Genomic DNA, 17,105 nt, shown 5'->3' with positions numbered 1-17,105 from the left:
CCAGTGCCTGCTGGTCTTGTTCCTGATGGCCTGCGGGAACGCGAGCTCCGTTGCCGCCGGCTCGTCCACCTCGCTGACGTCGGTATCCCGTGCGGCCAGCCTGTTGGTGATGGACGACGCGCTATCGACGACGCGCATGTCCGGGCGCTCAAAAGGGATGCTCATACCGGACCTTCGCCGGTCGACCGGGCCGGCCCCGTCCGACAGCAAGCACCACCTGATCGTCGACCGAAACGGATTCCGCTCTCCGTCCCATTCGCCGGCGGAGACCGTCACAACTCACCCAGCTCATGCCGCTGCTGGACGCCAGCCCACCCGTCCGCAGGTTGCGCGGCCGGCCAGGCCATCGTCCCCGATGGCTCTTCACCGACCGCGGCTACGGCTTCGGCGCGTGCCCATATCTCCTCCGAGCCCACGGGGTCACCCCCAAGATCGCCCACCGCGGCAACCCGCACGGCCCCGGACTGGGCAAGACCCGCGCCTGGCTCCACCAGTTCAAACGACTCCATATCCGCTACCGAGATACGCACCACGAATGACCAGCGGCTTGGACAGGCTGACCGCCGCACCGGCCGACGGCCCGGCGGGCGCGCAGGTTGAAGGTCGCCACCCGCAAGGGCGAGCCATGGATCACCGTGCCGACGCCTCCCGCGGTGCGGGGCAAGGACGGTTCACTTGTCGCTGTCTTCGGCGAGGGTGTGTGCGACGAGGGCATTGGCGTGGCCGTGCCCGAGGCCGTGCTCGGTCTTGAGCCACGAGACGAGCTCCATGTGTTTGGTCAGGGAAGAGGACCGGATGAGGTCCTTCCACTCCGTGATCGGACGGCCGTACTTCTTCTCGATCGAAGGGAAGTAGCTGGCAGGGCCCTTTGCCGGTTCATTCATGTCGCAGTGTCCCATCTCTCCATGCTTAGTGATCTTGGATTGTCGCTTCGTTCTCGCCCGTCCTGCAAGCCGCAGGGGCTCCGCCTACTGCTGAGCCGTCGGCGCGGCGGCGAGAAGCCGGGCCGACAGTGCGGTGAGCCAGAGGAGTCCGAGTGCCGCTCCGGCCGTGAAGGCCAGGACGGCGACAGAGGAGCTTGCGAAGCCCACGAGAACTCCCACCGGCACGAGGCGGCAGGCGATGGCCCAGCCGCGCTGACGCTGGGCGGCGAAGAGCCTGGCCAGCACGAAGGACGCGGCACACAGCGCGAGGAAACCCACCATCCCGCTGAGCATGTGGACGGCGCCGTGCGCACTTATCGAGGCAGCCGATCTCTCCGGAGTACCGGCCGGAAACCCGGCGCCGGCGTCGGCGGTGAACACCCCCGCAAGAAGAAACGAGGCGCCGAACACGCCTACCAACCGCGAGGCCCAGACCCCACCGGGGACATCGCGCAGTGCCTGCCGTATCCCGATCGCACCGGCGATGGCCAGCACCCCGGTGAGCAGGAAGCTGGTCACCTGGATCCAGCCCAGGCCACCGAGGCTGAGCTGGCTGATGGCGTTGCGGGTGAAGTCGAAGCCCTCACGGGCGAAGCCCTGAATCAGGCCCGCACCCAGGAACAGCGGGCCCGCCGCGATACCGCCAGCCAGCAGGACCCGCGTCGCCCGCCGGGTCGAGATCGTGGAACTGGCAGTGATCGGGGCGTTGTTCGTCTGGGTCATGGAAATCCTCCTCGGTCGCGATTACCGCACAGAACTAGACGGTTCAGTACCGTCGGGAACTGGACGGTACAGTACCCATGGATGAACTGGACTGTCCAGTACTGTCAGGTCAGGGAGACGGCATGGAAGCGAACGAGCAGGGCCGGTCGGCACGCAAGCGCCAGGCGATCATGGAGGCCGCGACCAGGGTGTTCATGGAGAAGGGCTACTCCGGCACGAGCATGGACGACATCGCGAAGCTGGCGGCCGTGTCCAAGCAGACCGTCTACAAGCACTTCTCCGACAAGGAGAAGCTGTTCGCAGAGATCGTCCTGGCCACCACCGACCGCATCGACGGCGTGATCGACCTGGTGGCCGACATCCCGTCCGACGCCGATGCGCTCGACGAGAACCTGACCCGCCTCGCCCGGCAGTTCCTCACCACCCTCACGCAGGCTCAGGTGCTTCAGCTGCGGCGCCTGGTCATCGCCAACGCGGACGCCTTCCCCGAGCTCGGCGCGGCTTGGTACGAGCAGGGCTTCGAGCGAGTACTGGTCACCCTGGCAGCCACGTTCCAGCGTCTCGCCGAGGACGGACTGCTCCGGATCGACGAACCGCTCCTGGCCGCCAATCACTTCTCCGGTCTGCTGCTGTGGATCCCGGTGAACAAGGCAATGTTCCACGGCGGCCCCCAGCACACCCAAGCCGAACTCGACCGCTACGCCACCGCCGGCGTCCGCGCCTTCCTCGCCGCCTACCGCTGATCCCCTGCGCCCCTGCGCTCCCGATGCACGCTTCGTCCGGCCGCCCCCTGAAGAGGCAACACATGCCACGGTCAGAGCGCATAGCTCTGCGCGACGGCGTACGGCTTTCCTGCCGCGTACCCGAACTCATTCGCGCACTCGTACTGGTCGATGCTGCGCACCCACAGCGCTCATCCGGATGTTCCCGCTGAAATCGGCGGATGGCGCGGCTGATGGCCCATGGCATTGCCTGCACGAGAGGTGGCAGTCCGCTTCCTCTTCCTCGGCGTGGCCGGGTCGGCGAGGGCTGGGCGCGCGGCCAGTGCCGCGCGCCCGCCGCGTCGGCCGTGAAAATCCCCGTCCGATTGTCGGAGCACGGTGATAGACAGTCAGCGTGCAAAAGACTCTGGAATTCCCCGTTCTGCTGCGGCTGATCGACGAACGGTCGGTCGCGTTCCGGGCCGCGGTCGCCTCCGCGCCCAGCCTCGACGTGCAGGTGCCGACCTGCCCCGAGTGGAAGCTGCTGGATCTGGTACGGCACCTGGGCGGGGTGCACCGCTTCTGGGCCGCCACCGTCGCCGCAGGGCCTGCCGACGCTCCCCCGGCCGAGAGGTCCGGGCAGATAGCCCTCGCTGCGCCCTGGGAGCGCGAGGCCCTGCTGGCCTGGTCGGCCGAGTCCACGGAGCTGCTGCTGAGCGCACTGCGCGAGGCCGGCCCGGATCGGGGCTGCTGGACGTGGTGGGGTGGGTCGCAGTCGCCGCAGACCAGCGGTGCCGTCGCCCGACACCAGGTCCAGGAAGCCACGGTGCACACCTACGACGCCCAGATCACCGTGGCCGCCCCGCAGCCGCTGCCGGAAGAGGCGGCACTCGACGGTGTCGACGAGTTCCTGTCCACCTGCTGCGCGGGGCCGTACACCTGGCCGCACGATCCCGCTGTCGTCGACTACCACGCCACGGAGGGCCACTCCTGGCGCCTCGTGCTCGCCGCCGACGGCGTACGGGCCACTCGTCTTCCCACGACCGGAGCGATGCCCGCCACCGCTGCCGGCGAGGCCCCGGACGCGGCCGGCGCCTCCGCCCGGGGCACGGCCGGTGAGCTGGTCCTGGCCCTGTACAGCCGAATTCCGGTGGACTCCCTGAAGCTCGACGGCGGCCGACGTCTCTTCGACCTGCTCCTGGCCTGGGACCCGGATGAGTAGGACCTGACGGCGCGCCACCTCATGCCTCCGAAGGCCCGATCCGCGGGCCGCTGATCTTCTCCGGCACTGGCGTGAACTGGGTGCAGTCCGCCCGCTGTCCCGGTGTGGCGACGTGGGAGGGAGGTCGGGCGGGCGACCCTGGCAGTCCCCGCTCAGGTGGAGCTTGGTGGTGAACCCGCCGTGCGATCGGCCAAGGCCCTCACCTCCTGCACCGTCTCCATCAAGCGGGCGACGCGGCACTGCGCGGCGTTTCGCCCTGGTGATCTGCCGCACGATCGATCCGAACGCCGGGCTGAACGCCGTTCCGGGCCTGTCGGTCATCTGTCGGGGGCTGTGAGTTCGATGTCGGCGGCTTGTCGGCTGGGGCTGGCACCTTTCCGGAAACGGCCGCCGGAGATCACTGGGCGGTCCCGACCCCGAGGAGCCCCCATGCGCACCCCCGTCACGATCATCGGCGCCGGACTCGGCGGACTTACCCTGGCCCGCGTCCTGCACGTCCACGGAATCCCGGTCACGGTCTACGAGGCCGAGTCCTCCCCGACGGCGCGCACGCAGGGCGGGATGCTCGACATCCATGGCCACAACGGGCAGCTCGCCCTCAAGGCGGCCGGCCTGGTGGACGAGTTCCACGCCATCGTCATCGAAGGCCGCCAGACGATGCGGCTCGTCGAGCAAGACGGGACCGTCGTGCACGAGATGGCCGACGACGGCACGGGCGGACGCCCCGAGGTACAGCGCGGGGAGCTGCGACGGATCCTGCTCGACTCTCTCCCGGCCGACACCGTCCGGTGGGGGCACAAGGTCAGCGGCACCCGTTCCCTCGGCGAGGGCCGTCATGAGGTGACGTTCGCCGACGGCGGCACCATCGTCACGCGGCTGCTGGTCGGCGCGGACGGTGCGTGGTCGCGGGTCCGGCCGCTGCTCTCCGACGCCACACCCGAGTACGTCGGCACGTCGTTCGTCGAGACCTACCTGTTCGACGCCGACACCCGGCGCTCCGGGACCGCGAAGATGGTTGGCGGCGGGTCGATGATCGCGCCCTCGCCGGGCAAGGAGATCTTCGCTCACCGGGAAAGCGGTGACACCCTGCACGCCTACGTGGCATTGTCCAGGCCGCAGGACTGGTTTGCCGCCATCGATTTCACCGATGCCTCCGCCGCGGCCACGCGGATCGCGCGGGAGTTCGACGGCTGGGCGCCGGAGCTCACCGCGCTGATCACGGACGCCGATACCACGCCTGTTCTGCGCCCTCACTACGCTTTGCCGGCCGAGCACCGGTGGGCCCGGGTGCCGGGAGTGACCCTGCTCGGCGACGCCGCCCACCTCGCAGCCCCGAACGGCGAAGGCGCCAACCTGGCCATGCTCGACGGCGCCGAACTCGGCAAAGCCCTCGCCGCGTCCCCCGACGACATCGAAGCCGCGCTCACCGAATACGAGCAGGCGATGTTCGCCCGCAGTACCGAGGCCGTCACTTTTGAAGGCACCGAGGTGGTCCAGGGAATCGACTCCGAGAACAACACACCCCAGGCCATGCTCAAGATGATCACCGACCAGGTTCAATAAGCCACTTGAGCCGAGATTCACCGAGCAGCCCGCCTGCTCGCCCGGACAAGTCCTACGTCCACGGTCTGCGGATGACAGTGCCGTTACTTCGATGCCCACCGACACTTCGGCCGGCTCGTACGGCTCCGACTCGGGGCCGTCGACGTTGAACGCGGCCCGTCCGGCCACGACTGCCCGACGACGTTCTTCCAACCTGCCGCTGTATCAAGCGAGTTTGAGTGATGTACAGAGCGATAGAGGTGCAAACAGACGCGTTCCCGACCACCATCATCACTGCACGGCTGCACGAAGATGGCCGTCGGGACGGAATTCGCTCGCGCTCGCATGACTCTTCTGATGTGGTGATCGGCACGGGTACTTCGGAGCGTGAGGAGGCGGCTGTGGCGGGTGACGGATGTATCTTCTGCGCGATAGGGCGCGGTGAGGCGGATGCCAGCATTGTCCATGAGGACGATTCGGTGATCGCGTTCATGGATCTCCGGCCCGTCAACCCAGGCCACTTGTTGGTCGTTCCCAAGACTCACGCGGTGGGGTTGGAGGACCTTCAGGAGGACGACGGCGTCCAGGTCTGGAAAGTGGCACACCGACTCGGGCGGGCACTGCGCCGATCAGGTCTGCGGTGCGAGGGTGTCAACCTGCTCCTCGCGGATGGTGAAGCGGCATTCCAGGAAGTTTTCCATGTGCACCTCCATGTCATCCCTCGCTTCGCAGGCGATCCATTTCGCATAGGTGCCGACTGGCGCGATCATGAACGGGAGCAGCTCGACGAGACGTCTGCTGTTGTCCGCAGCGGTCTCGCCGCCCTGGACGCCTCGCAACGTTGACGCCCGATCTGCGGCGGAACTCAGCGATCGCCGGTTGTCAGTTGCAGGAGTGACTTCGAAGTCGGACGGTCCCACAATTGCCCTGGCCGGGTCCGCAATCGAAGGAGACCCGGCACAAAGTAGCGCCCCGCCGTGGATGCGACAAGGCCGACCGCCTCGGTCTTCCAGTCGTCGCTCACCAATCCCTGGCGGCGATCAGCTCCTCCGTATCGGCATCCGAGAATCCGTAGACCGACGCCACGAACCAGAAGTCCTCGGCTATCTCCTCCCGTGCAACCGTCTCGATCTCGCTCCCTGCCGCCTCGAACTCGGTCTCCAGCAGATTGAACTCCTCTGTCGCCGCCTCCGTGAGCACGTACAGGGCCGGCAGATCCGCAGGCCGCACTGCCTCAATCCGCTCGCACAGCCTCAGCAGGATCGCCCTGCCCTTGTCGACGACGTGATCCGGAAAGTATTCGTCCGCGTAGAGCTGTTGCAGAAAGGCGTACTCAGTCACCTGCTGGTTCGTGATCGGCATGGTGCCTCCATCTCCTTCGAAGAACCGACGTGCCGATCATGCACCACGCCACTGACAAGCCCGGCTCAAGACTCGGGACCGGCAAGGCCGGGCGGAACTGCTCCAGCAGAGCGACAGCTGTGTGCCGATCCGGCTCGAAAGTGGGCTTCTCCCCTCCTCGTACGGGGCTGCGCGCACCGCCACTGTCGCGATGTCCGGATCCCGGATCTCATGCGAATTGCGGCCAGAAGGGCGGCTGGAGCGGCCTCCGCAGTCTCGCCCCCGGTGTGCGCATACAGTGCCTCGCCCGGCAGCGTGCCCGTCTCCTTGAAACCTGCCGTCTGTCGGCGAAATGCATCTCCTCGTCATCGGCACAGTCGGCGGCCCGTCGCATCAGGCGAAGGTGGCGAAGGCAGGGGGATGCAGAGTGCCCTCGGCGGTCTCGACCACCTGTGCGGCGCCGAGCAGCAGGTCCTCGCGGTGGTGTCGGGCGACGAGTTGTACCGCGCAGGGCAGGCCGTCCGGCCCCAGACCGGCGGGGACACTGATTGCGGGGTGCCCGGTGTCGTTGAAGACGGAGGTGCAGGAGATCGGCAGCGTCCGCTCACGCACAGCTGTTGCCACGTCCGGCCCCTCCGCGAGCCATGCCGTTGTGGGCACGGTGGGCATGAGCAGCAGGTCGAACCGGTCGAAGAGTTCGGCCGTCCAGCGGTCGAGCAGGGAACGGTGCGCCCAGTAGGCGGCGAATTCGGCCGGTGTGATGTTGCGGCCGCCGTCGAGAAGGTCGGCGAACCATGGTTCGAAATCGGCGCGTCGGGTGGTGAAGTCGTCGAGGACACCGAGGAGCCGGTTGTGGGCCAGCACTTTCTGGCGCAGTTGGAAGGGCGCGGGAAAGTCCGCGGCTCCGGGCAGAGCCGCGTCGTCGTCCCGTACATCGTGGCCTTGGGCGCGCAGGATGTCCGCTGCCCGTTCGAGGGCACGCGGCATCTCTGGCCGGGGTGAGGCCACGCCGAGTGTGCGCAGGACTGCCACGCGCAGGGCGGGCAGCGGTGTGCCGAGGCTGTCCAGGTACGAGGTTGCCGGTGCGGGCAGCGAGTACGGGTCGGCCGGGTGATGTCCTGAGGCCACGTCGAGGTGCAGCACGGTGTCCGGGACGGTGCGGGCCATGCCGCTGAGACATGCGTGCTGCGGCCAGCACGGCATGCGGGAGGGGCCCTGAGGTATGCGGCCGCGGCTCGGTTTGAGGCCGACCACGCCGCACAGTGCCGCGGGGATACGGGTGGAGCCGCCGCCGTCGCCGGCGGTGGCGAGGGCCACGAGCCCCGCGGCCACGGCTGCCGCGGCGCCGCCGCTGGACCCGCCCGGTGTCCGTTCCGGATTCCATGGGTTGCGGGTGATGCCGTGGGCGTCGTTGGCGGTGTGCACTGCGGCACCGAGCGGCGGCAGGTTCGTCTTGCCGATGACCAGTGCGCCGGCCGCACGCAGCCGAGCCACGTGCAGGCTGTCGCCGGTTGCGGGCGGGCTGTTGTGGTAGGCGCTGGTGCCCTTGCTGGTGCGGAACCCTTCCGCGTCCTCCAAGTCCTTGACGAGGATGGGCAGCCCTGCCAGCGGGCCGGGGTCCTCGCCGCGGGAGATCCGTGAGGTGAGGGCGGCGGATTCGGCGAGTGCCCGCTCGGGGTCCAGGGCGACGACGGAGTTGAGTGTGGCGTCTGCCGTCCGGATCCGGTCGAGGGTGTGGCGCATGAGCTCCTCGGGCGACAGCTTTCGGCGGCGTATGAGATCGGTGAGTTCGGTCGCGGAGGCGAAGACGGTTGCCCATACGCTCCCGAATCCGGCCGGTCGTCGCGTACGAGGTGAGCGCGTCCTCCGAGGCGCGGAAGCCCGCCTCGTACAGCGCAAGGTCGATGACCTGACCGCCGCCACCCGCCGTGTCGCGGTGGTAAAGCGCCGTGACCACGGAGAAGGCGCCGAGATAGGCGGCCATGTAGTCGATCGTGGAATAGCCGCTGCGTACTGGGGACCGGTCGGCGTCACCGGTCACGTATGTCAGGGCCGGCGAAGGCACTCGCGATCCGGTCGAAGGAGCCCCGGTCGCGGTAGGGGCCGGTCAGCCCGTATCCCGTCACATACACCAGCACGGTGTCGGGGGCGAGAGCGCGCAGCGCGTCCGGATCCAGTCCCCATGAACGCAGGGTAGAAGGGCGGTAGTTGGTGATCACGACGTCGAAGTGCGGGACCAGCCTGCGGACGAGGTCCTGTCCCCGTCCGGTGCGCAGGTCCAGGGTCACCGACTTCTTGTTGCGCGCCTCCTGGGCCCAGTACGGGGATCGCGCTCCGGCCTTCGCCCCGCGGGTGAAGTCGCCGCGCCCGGGTTCTTCGACCTTGACCACCTCGGCGCCGAAGTCGCCCAGGAAAGTGGCCGTGACCGGCGCGGCGAGGACGGTGGACAGGTCGAGGACGCGTACGCCCGCCAGAGGAAGAGCCTGAGGGAGTGTCGCCATGGATGCCCCTTCACATCTAATTCACGTTCCGTTATTAACGAAACGTTGTTAGCGGGACCATGAGCTGGTCACTGGAGCGTGGCAAGGGGCTGCGACGAGAAAAGCCATCCAGGGACGTACGAGGAGCAGGGCATGAGCGAGACCGGCAGGACGCGGCGGCGACGGCGCACCCGCGAGGAGACCGAGGCGGACCTGCTGGCGGCCGCGCGCCGACTCCTCCAGCGCGACGGCGTGCTCGCCGGGGTCAACCTTCGGGAGATCGCCACCGAGGCCGGGGTCAACCACGGGCAGATCTATCAGTACTTCGGCACCCGCCAGGCCCTTCTGCGCGCCGCCGCCGCCGACCTGGTACAACGTCAGGCCGCCGACCAGGACGGTCATTGGGAGCTGCCGTTCGCCGAGCGCCGGCAGGCCATGTTCCGTCATCGCTTGGGGAAACCCGAACTGGTGAAGCTCGAAGCACTGTTGGCGCTCGACGGCGATGGCGACTTCTCCCCGCTGCCACGGTTCACGCAGACCCGCCAGAGTCTGGAACGGGACAGGGACGAGGGCTCACTGCCCGAGGACGCCGACGCGGTGGCCGACCATGTGATGACAGCCGCTGCGCAGATGGGTTACATCATCTTCCGCGAGGCGTACGCCCGCGACACCGGAGTCCCCCTGGAAGAACTCGACGAGCGAGCAGCCCGCGCTTTTGCGCGCATGGTGGCCGGGCTCACCACCCCGCCGCCGAGGCAGGGGCTGCCGGAATGACACCTCTATGCCGCACCCAGGGCCTTGCGTTGCCCGCGTCATCACGGCCACGGGCCCGGCAGCCCCTCCCCTTCCAGCACTCTGGTGACCGGCGTGCCCAGCCGGTTGCAGCACGTTTGGATGACCGGCACACCCGCCCTGATTGCAGGCCCCGCCCACCGGCATACACAGCAGGTCGTCGGCGGGGCGGCACGAGATCCGTGCACCGCCGGCGCGTGATGCGCATGCCGACCTCGGTCGGCGGGAACCGCACACTGGTGGTCGCCCAGCTCGTGCAGGCGACAAGGACACCCGCAGGGGATGGGGATGGCGTCGCGGTGGCGGCCACCACTCGACCCACCAGGGCTGGCCAGCCTTTCACCCGCTCGTCGCTCGGGCCTGCGGAGCAGGCCGTGACGGCCGGCTCTGGGTCGCGAGCGACGAGGCGCGAGGACGACAGCCCTCGGGCGAGACCGTACGGCTCAGCCACCCCAGTCCCGATGACAGCTGTGCGGCGTCGCTCTTGACACTCAGCCATCGGATCGACAGCAGGTCACCGTGCAGCTCCGGGTGCCGGCCTGGTGGCCGTCCCGGGTTGGCTGCGGCGCCGGCCCTAACGCCGACCGGCGACGTGCTCGCTCAAAAAGACACCTGCGTGGGCGGCGGCCTCTTCCTTCGTTGCGCAGTACGAGGTGCTGTCGGCCTCATCGCATGTTCCATCAGCTCCCCTTCCGGCCCATCGCCAGCCACCCGATGACGGATCCCGGAACAATTCGGCGCTGCCGCCGTACAGTTCGATCCGACTCGGCTCCGCTTCCGCAGGGGCTGACTTGTCGATGGCGTCGGGCCATTTCTTGCGAGCACCCTGTCGAGTGATACCCCAGGCAGCACCCAACTGCTCATAGCTCGCGCCATAAGACCCCGCGGTCCCTGCTGCGATTGCCGTCAACCGCTTGACCTCCGCGTCCACCACCTTCCAGGCGCTGAGAATCGACAGAGTCACGTCGATGGGTTCGGCATCCCACATGCGGTCTTCAGGAAGTCCGGTCACCCGGGCACGCATGGCCGAGGCGAGTGGGTTGAGGGCATCGAGGAGAGCCTTGTCGAGAACTGTCTGTTCCGCAGTAGTGATCTCAGGCAGCGTCATGCGACAACTCTAGTTACCGAAAGCGCGATACGCAACTAGAGTTACCGACGTAACGGAAGATCCGCGTCGCCGTCAGGTTCTGGGCCCCTCACCGTGCCCACAACACCGGCGGCGCTCCACGGATCCGCGACGGTCTCCGTGGAGCGGATGGTCCGCTACGTTCGTGGCTCCGGCTTGTGGGCCAAGAGGCTGACGATCGCTCTCTTCCCCTCTTCGGCGGGGTCTTGCACCAGTCGCGTGGTCACCACGAGCCCAGCCTGGTCCAGTAGTTCGGCGATCCGGTCGGCCGGCAGCAGGTAGGAGTCGAACAACGCGGGATGGTCGCCGTAGGCAGTCTTCACATGCCGATGCTCGCCGTTTCCCACCCGCCCGACGACCATCAGATGCCCACCGGGCGCCAAGGTGCGCTGAAATTCGGCGAACACGACCGGGAGCAGCTCCGGCGGCGTGTGGTGAGTGGAGTAATAGGCCAGGATGCCGCCGAGCTCGTTGTCATCGATGTCCAGCGCGGTCATCGAGCCCACCGTGAACCGCAGGTCCGGATGTGCTTCGCGTGCCAGGCCGATCATCTTCGGCGACACGTCGATCCCGAATGCCGACACCCCCAGTCCGGCGAGATGCGCCGTCACTTTGCCGGGGCCGCAGCCCAGGTCGGCGACGTCACCTCGGTCGGCGGTCCGCACGAGTTCGGCGAACGCGGCCAACATCGCACGCGATATCGGATCAAGATCATCGGGGGCAGGCACGTACTCCGCGTAGTCGGCGGCGACGGTGTCGTACGACTCCCGGACCGCGGCAAGGTAGGAGGGTTCAGTCACGCAGCCAATCTAGACCCGAGCACTGACAGTGCCGGAGAGGCGGCTGTGCGCATGCTGCTCGCATGGCCCGTTCCAGACGAGCGAAGGCGGCCCGGTCCCACTGTCGGCCACGCAGTTGGAGGAGGAAGCTGCCCTCCTCTGCGTTGAACTCTCGCCGCAGAGTTTCGATCGTCTCGTCCATGAGATCAGATCATGACATTCGAAACCAATCATCGGGGACAACGGCGCCTCCGGCTGTGAACGCAGCAAGGACGATTGTCACGGAGAGCCAGGGCCCCGACCGGCTTCCTGTCCCTGCCCGTCACCCTGGCTGGTGCTTGCTCTCCGGGGGGCTCGATGGACTATCCGGCCTGTCTTGGGTGTGGGCATCGCGTACGGCCATGCAGGCACGGGGTCGCACGCCGGTGATCACGACGTCGAGGAGGTGATCGGCTTGCCGCTCCCCGTCCCGCACCCGCTCGGTGGCAACCGCGATCCCGTTGGCCAGGTTGAGGAGATCCGAGATCGTGATGTCGTGCCGGGCCGCACCCGCCTGCTGCGCCCGGTGCAGGAGTTCGCCTCCCGCCGCGCGCACTTCGTCGTGCCGCGCCTCCACGTGATGTCCGGGCTCGGCGAGATCCTCCGACAGCAGCGCGGCAAGGCCACGAAACGTGTTGTTGTGCTCCACGACTGCCCGTACCCACGCTTCGAGGGCCTGCCCGGGTTCGCACTCGGTCGAGAGCCGACGCGCTCGTGCACACAGGGCCTGGACCCGCTCGTCCATCACCGCAACGGCCAGTGCGCGTCGCCCCTGGAAGTGGCGGTGCAGCGTCGCCGAACCCACTCCGGCATGCTGGGCAATCCGCTCCAGGGAGACCGACACGCCCTCATCGGCGAACAGTTGGCCGGCGGAGGCCACGATCCGCTCGCGGCTGATCCGGGCATCAGCACGTACGGGCCGGCCGTCGCCCGCGCGTTCCTCGTTCGCCGACTGCATTGTTTCCCGCCTTTCTCGTCAAGTGGGGTCCGACCCCACTTAGTGTGGCAGAGTGTCGGATCCAGGCTCCTGCCGACCGAAAGGTTCGATGCCCCGTGCCCGATGCGCTGAATGATCGCGACAGGCTTCTCGGCGGCTTCGTGGAACGCCCGCCCCTGAAGCGGTATGCAGCCGCGTACGCCGAACACTTCGCCATCCACCGGGACTCGGGAGTCGTCGAGATCCGCATGCACTCCAAGGGTGGACCGGCGGTCTTCTCGCGCGGGCTGCTCAACGCCTGGGGACGAGTGCTCGCGGAGGCCGGCGCGGACCCCGACAACGAGGTCCTGATCATCACGGGGACCGGCCGACAGTGGATGGCCGGGATCGATCCGCGGTCGTTCGCGGAACCGTTGTCGCAGTGGCCCGGCGACCTGCTGTACGAGCAGTATTCCGACGGCGCACGACTCCTTGAGAGTCTGGTCCTCGGTATCGACGTCCCGACCATCGGAGTGCTGAACGGACCCGGACCACGCCAGGAGTTGGCTCTGATCTGCGATATCACGCTGTGTGCCGACGACGTGGTGATCGCCGACGGCAATTTCGCCGCCGGTTCGGTGCCCGGAGACGGCATGTACCTCGCCCTGGAGGAACTCCTCGGCACCAAACGGGCCGCCCATCTCGCCTACACCGGTGAGGGAATCGATGCCGCGACCGCACTGCGGTGGGGGGTGGTCAACGAGGTGCTGCCGAGCGACCAACTGACGCACCGGGCCCACCGACTCGCAGAGACAATCATGGCCACTCCCCGCACCTCCCGCCGGCTCACCCACGCGGTCGTCAGCCGCCCATGGCGACGCCGGATCACCGAGGAACTGCGCAGCGGATATGCACGGCAACTCCTCGCGAGCAGTGGCACGTAGAACCTGTCCGGTGGACGCGGGTCGGACAGGCCCCGGCGCTGTCGCGAACACCTCGACACAAGCAGAGAACCAAGCCCTACGAGAAATCGAGGCACCGACGATGAAGATCGACTCAGTGATCGCAAGGCAGCGTGTCGACGACCTGGACGCGGCCATCGCCTTCTACGAGAGAGTGACCGGCGAGACAGCCGCCCGCTTCGCGTTCGCCGGGGTGAGTCTGGCGAGCATCGGTCCCTTCCTCCTGTTCAGCGGGCCGGACGAAGCGGTGCAGCGGGTAGCCGGTGTCGGGGCCACTCTCGCGGTCGCCGACCTGGACACGGCGGTCGAGGAAGCGATGGCAGCAGGGGCCACCGTGGTGATGCCCGCTCAACCCACCCCCAACGGTCACCGTGCGGTACTGCGTCACCCCCAAGGAGGCGTGTACGAGTACGTCGGCCCCTGAGTGGCCCGCCGCGCCCGAGACCGTTGCACGGTGCCGCTGCGCGTGCGCATCGCCGTTCCCCGCCGAATCAACTCCAACCTCCGGGCGTGCTAGGGACGCTCGGCGAGCAACTCCGCGAGGAAGTCGATAAGTTGCGTGAGCCATTCCAATTGTGGACCTCCGCGTGCCCTGCGAAATCCGTGACGGCGGCCCCAGAAAGCGCTTTGGACCGCATGGAACTGAGCCCAACGCCGGGCGCGTTCGGGATCGACTTCCGCCGCCTCGGCGAAGACATGCAGGGTTCGGAACAGCATCCTGCTCAGGTCGCCCGCTTCGAGGAGCGCCGGCGACCGCGCCTTGAGCAGAGTGCCGCCGTCGTATGCAGGGTCTCCTGCGTACCCCTTGGGGTCGACGGCCAGCCACGGCTCACGGTCGGCACGCAGGATGTTGCGAGCATGCAAGTCGCCGTGGATGAGGGTGTCCGGCTGATCGCGGCCCAATTCCTGGGCCGTCGCCACGGCGGCGTCGACCACGTGTCGGGGCAACGCGTGTGTCAGCTCTGCGGCGTCCCGCCGGAGTTGGGCTACCCAGGCATCGGCCTGGTCCCGGAGCCGGGGCAGTTCAGGCGGCGCGGGGATGGCCAGCCGATGACTGATCCGTCCTGCGATCCTCATCACCTCATCGCTGTCCTCGACCTCCGCCAGGGTCGACGACCGGACTCGCTCCAGGAGCATCGCGAAGTGCTCGTCGTCGCGCTCGTGCAGCAGCACCGCTCCTCGTCCGCCCCAGGCCGCAAACGCGTCCGGTTCATGAACGTTGCCGGGATGGGGGAAGGACACCTTCACCACGGACGCCCCCTCGGCCAGCCGCCGCACCGGAACGATGACCCCGACTCCCCCATGCATGACCTCACCGTCCGGCACGCAGTCCCAGCGCCCCAGCAGCTCCTCCACGATCCCGGGCAGCTCGGCGAGCCAAGCCGCACCGGGCTCGCCCTCGCGCTCGACCGTGCTCCGCACGAACGCCTCTGGCACTTCCATCATCCCCGCACCCTACGCACCTGCCCCATGTGAAGGCGGGACGGGTGGCACCTCCCATGTCCCGGCACAAGGCGACGGTGCGATTGGCTCAGCTCGCGGGGGACTTGCGCGATGCGGAACGCCCAGGCGGTGGCTGCCACCCTGTTGCCGCCGCCCAGCGTTCGGCCGCAATCATCAGAATCTCGGTGGCCGGGGCCTTGATCTGCCCGTAGTCCAGCAGGTCGGGCACACTGCGGGCCAGACGTCGTTTGAACGCCCCCCACTCCCGACGGGCGGCCTCATCGGCGCGCAGATAGTCACGGAACAGGAGAGCGAAACGGCAGTTCGGTGCACCGTCCTCGCGCAGGTGGACGTTGCACCTGCGCGCACCCACCGGCGGGGCGAACACCAACTTGCGGCACTCCTTGCCGCCCGAAGTCTCCGCCCGGTTCCACAGCTCGGGACGGCAACGGAGACCGATCGCGGCAAGGAGCCCGATCTGCCGGGCGTCGTGGATCGAGTCGACGCGTACCTGAATGTCCACACAGTCCTTGGCCGCCAGGCCCGGCACCGCCGTGGATCCGACGTGGTCGATCGCACGTGCGTCGTTCCCCCAGAGCCTTGTGCAGTTCCCCGGCCAGCCGCTCGAAGTCCACCGGCCACTGCGACTGGTACTCCAGCACGGCCACTGCGGCCGCCTCATCGGCAAAGGGCATGCCTCCAGCATGCAACCTCACGCGTGCCCCGAACGCTGAACAACCCGAATCGAGGTGCGCGATCAGCGATGCAACTGACATGCTCCGCCCGTGAACGATGTCGAGGCTTTCCAGATCTCCAAGATCACCGGCTCGGCCGAGCTGGCAGGCATCACCGCCGGGCTGATCGGCGAGCTCCCGTCATGGTTCGGCATCCCTGAGGTCAACGCGGAGTACGTGGAGTCGGCCAACCGTCTCTCCGGACTCGTCGCCCGCACGGACACGGAGTCGATAGGCGTCCTGTTGTACCAGCGGCACTTCACCGAAGCAGCCGAGATCCACCTGCTGGCGGTTGCCCCGTCGTGGCATCGGCGAGGTGTCGGTAGGGCACTCGTCGATGAGCTCGTGTCGGAACTCTCCGTGGACGGCTGCCGGTTGCTCCAGGTGAAGACGTTGGGAGCCGCGCACCCCGATCGCGGCTATGCCCGGAACTCCCTGCCTGATCATGGTGAAGTGGCTGGCGCGCCCGACCTGAGCCCACCTCGCCCCATCCGGCCCGCAGCTCAGCCCTCTCGGTCTCCTCGGTCCTCTCGGCTCGATCAGCCGGGACGAGGAATTACTCTGCCCGCCCAACTTCCGCCCGCCGCACGTCAGTCCGCTCTTCGCACCGTCCGTCCGGAACCACCGGCCCTGGTCTCATCCACCGCGGTCTCGTCCCGCACGCAGCCTCCCGCTCCAGGAGCCCCCACCCGCAGGCCGTCCATCACAAGGTCCAGAAGGCGCTTCGCACGCGGCTGCCAGTCGCTGTGCGGGTCGATCTGCCAGAGCCCGGCGATGAAGAGCACGAAGTCATCGGGGGTCACCCCCGGCCGGATGGTGCCGACCTGCTCGTTCGCGGTCAGCAGCAGTGTGACCGCCCGAGTCACCGGGCCGTGGCCCAACTGGGCCAAACTGCCGTACTTGCCGGTGGACTTGCGCAACGCGTCGGCCAGGCCGGCCTTGGCCATGGCGTACTGGGCGAGACGGTCCATCCACTCCCTCAGCGCCCGGTCGGGTGCGCGGGTCCGGAGCAGTTGGTCCGCGGTGTCGGCCACCTGCTGCATCTCGTAACGGTAGACCTCCAGGACCAGGGCCTCACGGTTGGGAAAGTTGCGGTAGAACGTCCCCTGCCCGACGCCCGCCTTCTTCGCGATCGTGCTCAATGGTGCGTCCGCTGCCCGGGTCAGCTCGGCCAGCGCGACTTCCAGGATGCGTTCACGATTACGTTGCGCGTCCGGGCGCAGAGGCGTGCTCTTCTCGTCCCGCACTCGTCCTCCTCCCGGAAGCACGGCCGAGTCCGTCCTTGCTGAGCGGACAGCTGTCCGCTAGGTTCGACGATAAGCGGACAGCTGTCCGCTTGGATTCACCATAGCGGCAGATCCGTCCGGTGTGGCCGACCTGCG

18 protein-coding genes and 3 pseudogenes are annotated in these 17,105 nt (G+C 68.0%); 9 read left to right on the top strand and 12 right to left on the bottom strand.

The window, feature by feature from the left end; genetic code table 11:
• Positions 1–120 precede the first annotated feature (120 nt).
• Positions 121–518: pseudogene (locus ACFVX4_RS26140) on the top strand (transposase); the annotation flags it as partial.
• Positions 519–671: 153 nt separating this feature from the next.
• Here ACFVX4_RS26140 and ACFVX4_RS26135 read toward each other — a convergent pair.
• Together ACFVX4_RS26135 and ACFVX4_RS26130 are read right to left on the bottom strand one after the other, a co-directional pair.
• Positions 672–884, bottom strand: a complete 213-nt coding sequence (locus ACFVX4_RS26135) for a DUF4287 domain-containing protein (protein ID WP_389981369.1) — start codon at positions 882–884, stop codon at positions 672–674.
• Positions 885–968: 84 nt separating this feature from the next.
• Entirely contained in the window at positions 969–1,646 is a 678-nt protein-coding gene (locus tag ACFVX4_RS26130; protein WP_389981367.1) for a DUF998 domain-containing protein, read from the bottom strand.
• Positions 1,647–1,768: 122 nt separating this feature from the next.
• Here ACFVX4_RS26130 and ACFVX4_RS26125 point away from each other — a divergent pair, with 122 nt between their 5' ends.
• The 4 genes from ACFVX4_RS26125 to ACFVX4_RS26110 all read left to right on the top strand — a co-directional run bounded on the left by ACFVX4_RS26125 (position 1,769) and on the right by ACFVX4_RS26110 (position 5,956).
• Positions 1,769–2,389, top strand: a complete 621-nt coding sequence (locus ACFVX4_RS26125) for a TetR/AcrR family transcriptional regulator (protein WP_389981365.1) — start codon at positions 1,769–1,771, stop codon at positions 2,387–2,389.
• A gap of 373 nt (positions 2,390–2,762) precedes the next feature.
• Positions 2,763–3,569: a maleylpyruvate isomerase family mycothiol-dependent enzyme gene (locus ACFVX4_RS26120; RefSeq protein WP_389981363.1), complete on the top strand. Its 807-nt coding sequence runs from the start codon at positions 2,763–2,765 to the stop codon at positions 3,567–3,569.
• Positions 3,570–3,998: 429 nt separating this feature from the next.
• Positions 3,999–5,132, top strand: a complete 1,134-nt coding sequence (locus ACFVX4_RS26115; RefSeq protein WP_389981361.1) for an FAD-dependent oxidoreductase — start codon at positions 3,999–4,001, stop codon at positions 5,130–5,132.
• Positions 5,133–5,353: 221 nt separating this feature from the next.
• Positions 5,354–5,956, top strand: a complete 603-nt coding sequence (locus tag ACFVX4_RS26110) for an HIT family protein (RefSeq protein WP_389981359.1) — start codon at positions 5,354–5,356, stop codon at positions 5,954–5,956.
• Positions 5,957–6,131: 175 nt separating this feature from the next.
• On the opposite strand, the gene ACFVX4_RS26105 is transcribed toward ACFVX4_RS26110, so the two are convergent.
• From ACFVX4_RS26105 to ACFVX4_RS26090, 4 genes and pseudogenes are all read right to left on the bottom strand, one after another.
• Positions 6,132–6,473, bottom strand: a complete 342-nt coding sequence (locus ACFVX4_RS26105) for a DUF5713 family protein (protein ID WP_389981357.1) — start codon at positions 6,471–6,473, stop codon at positions 6,132–6,134.
• A gap of 372 nt (positions 6,474–6,845) precedes the next feature.
• Positions 6,846–8,195, bottom strand: a complete 1,350-nt coding sequence (locus ACFVX4_RS26100) for an amidase (protein WP_389981355.1) — start codon at positions 8,193–8,195, stop codon at positions 6,846–6,848.
• Positions 8,196–8,313: 118 nt separating this feature from the next.
• Positions 8,314–8,493, bottom strand: a pseudogene (locus ACFVX4_RS26095) (CoA transferase); the annotation flags it as partial.
• Complete coding sequence (locus ACFVX4_RS26090) at positions 8,483–8,953, bottom strand: CoA transferase (RefSeq protein ID WP_389981353.1); 471 nt, start codon at positions 8,951–8,953, stop codon at positions 8,483–8,485. The gene ACFVX4_RS26090 and the pseudogene ACFVX4_RS26095, both read right to left, overlap by 11 nt.
• Before the next feature lie 132 nt (positions 8,954–9,085).
• Here ACFVX4_RS26090 and ACFVX4_RS26085 point away from each other — a divergent pair, with 132 nt between their 5' ends.
• On the top strand, positions 9,086–9,706 hold the full coding sequence (locus ACFVX4_RS26085) for a helix-turn-helix domain-containing protein (RefSeq protein ID WP_389981351.1): 621 nt from the start codon (positions 9,086–9,088) through the stop codon (positions 9,704–9,706).
• 592 nt (positions 9,707–10,298) lie between these two features.
• On the opposite strand, the gene ACFVX4_RS26080 is transcribed toward ACFVX4_RS26085, so the two are convergent.
• From ACFVX4_RS26080 to ACFVX4_RS26070, 3 genes are all read right to left on the bottom strand, one after another.
• Positions 10,299–10,832, bottom strand: coding sequence for a hypothetical protein (locus ACFVX4_RS26080; protein ID WP_389981349.1), 534 nt, complete (start codon positions 10,830–10,832; stop codon positions 10,299–10,301).
• Positions 10,833–10,987: 155 nt separating this feature from the next.
• Positions 10,988–11,650, bottom strand: coding sequence for a class I SAM-dependent methyltransferase (locus ACFVX4_RS26075; RefSeq protein ID WP_389981347.1), 663 nt, complete (start codon positions 11,648–11,650; stop codon positions 10,988–10,990).
• A gap of 301 nt (positions 11,651–11,951) precedes the next feature.
• Positions 11,952–12,626 (bottom strand): TetR/AcrR family transcriptional regulator, encoded by a 675-nt coding sequence (locus tag ACFVX4_RS26070; protein ID WP_389981346.1) that lies wholly within the window; start codon positions 12,624–12,626, stop codon positions 11,952–11,954.
• Positions 12,627–12,721: 95 nt separating this feature from the next.
• Between ACFVX4_RS26070 and ACFVX4_RS26065 the strand changes: the two genes are divergently transcribed.
• Positions 12,722–13,528, top strand: coding sequence for an enoyl-CoA hydratase/isomerase family protein (locus ACFVX4_RS26065; RefSeq protein WP_389981344.1), 807 nt, complete (start codon positions 12,722–12,724; stop codon positions 13,526–13,528).
• 100 nt (positions 13,529–13,628) lie between these two features.
• The gene (locus ACFVX4_RS26060; RefSeq protein ID WP_389981342.1) at positions 13,629–13,970 is read left to right on the top strand and encodes a VOC family protein; all 342 of its coding nucleotides are present in this window, start codon (positions 13,629–13,631) and stop codon (positions 13,968–13,970) included.
• Positions 13,971–14,059: 89 nt separating this feature from the next.
• On the opposite strand, the gene ACFVX4_RS26055 is transcribed toward ACFVX4_RS26060, so the two are convergent.
• Entirely contained in the window at positions 14,060–14,992 is a 933-nt protein-coding gene (locus ACFVX4_RS26055) for an aminoglycoside phosphotransferase family protein (protein ID WP_389981340.1), read from the bottom strand.
• A gap of 85 nt (positions 14,993–15,077) precedes the next feature.
• Positions 15,078–15,512, bottom strand: coding sequence for a GrpB family protein (locus tag ACFVX4_RS26050; protein ID WP_389981338.1), 435 nt, complete (start codon positions 15,510–15,512; stop codon positions 15,078–15,080).
• A gap of 262 nt (positions 15,513–15,774) precedes the next feature.
• Between ACFVX4_RS26050 and ACFVX4_RS26045 the strand changes: the two are divergent.
• Positions 15,775–16,104: pseudogene (locus ACFVX4_RS26045) on the top strand (GNAT family N-acetyltransferase); the annotation flags it as partial.
• 209 nt (positions 16,105–16,313) lie between these two features.
• Here ACFVX4_RS26045 and ACFVX4_RS26040 read toward each other — a convergent pair.
• Positions 16,314–16,970: a TetR/AcrR family transcriptional regulator gene (locus ACFVX4_RS26040; RefSeq protein ID WP_389981336.1), complete on the bottom strand. Its 657-nt coding sequence runs from the start codon at positions 16,968–16,970 to the stop codon at positions 16,314–16,316.
• Between the last annotated feature and the right edge of the window lie 135 nt (positions 16,971–17,105).

Source organism: Streptomyces sp. NPDC058240, assembly GCF_042882135.1.
Classification (GTDB): Bacteria; Actinomycetota; Actinomycetes; order Streptomycetales; family Streptomycetaceae; genus Streptomyces.
Note: the sequence above shows the minus strand (reverse complement) of the source record. Positions and strands in the feature narration are given on the sequence as shown.

Bases quoted from the DNA above. Each gene is read 5' to 3' on its own strand.
- ACFVX4_RS26135 (WP_389981369.1), bottom strand. From the start codon at position 884: ATGAATGAACCGGCAAAGGGCCCTGCCAGCTACTTCCCTTCGATCGAG.
- ACFVX4_RS26130 (WP_389981367.1), bottom strand. From the start codon at position 1,646: ATGACCCAGACGAACAACGCCCCGATCACTGCCAGTTCCACGATCTCG.
- ACFVX4_RS26125 (WP_389981365.1), top strand. From the start codon at position 1,769: ATGGAAGCGAACGAGCAGGGCCGGTCGGCACGCAAGCGCCAGGCGATC.
- ACFVX4_RS26115 (WP_389981361.1), top strand. From the start codon at position 3,999: ATGCGCACCCCCGTCACGATCATCGGCGCCGGACTCGGCGGACTTACC.
- ACFVX4_RS26110 (WP_389981359.1), top strand. From the start codon at position 5,354: ATGTACAGAGCGATAGAGGTGCAAACAGACGCGTTCCCGACCACCATC.
- ACFVX4_RS26105 (WP_389981357.1), bottom strand. From the start codon at position 6,473: ATGCCGATCACGAACCAGCAGGTGACTGAGTACGCCTTTCTGCAACAG.
- ACFVX4_RS26100 (WP_389981355.1), bottom strand. From the start codon at position 8,195: ATGCGCCACACCCTCGACCGGATCCGGACGGCAGACGCCACACTCAAC.
- ACFVX4_RS26090 (WP_389981353.1), bottom strand. From the start codon at position 8,953: ATGGCGACACTCCCTCAGGCTCTTCCTCTGGCGGGCGTACGCGTCCTC.
- ACFVX4_RS26085 (WP_389981351.1), top strand. From the start codon at position 9,086: ATGAGCGAGACCGGCAGGACGCGGCGGCGACGGCGCACCCGCGAGGAG.
- ACFVX4_RS26080 (WP_389981349.1), bottom strand. From the start codon at position 10,832: ATGACGCTGCCTGAGATCACTACTGCGGAACAGACAGTTCTCGACAAG.
- ACFVX4_RS26070 (WP_389981346.1), bottom strand. From the start codon at position 12,626: ATGCAGTCGGCGAACGAGGAACGCGCGGGCGACGGCCGGCCCGTACGT.
- ACFVX4_RS26060 (WP_389981342.1), top strand. From the start codon at position 13,629: ATGAAGATCGACTCAGTGATCGCAAGGCAGCGTGTCGACGACCTGGAC.
- ACFVX4_RS26055 (WP_389981340.1), bottom strand. From the start codon at position 14,992: ATGATGGAAGTGCCAGAGGCGTTCGTGCGGAGCACGGTCGAGCGCGAG.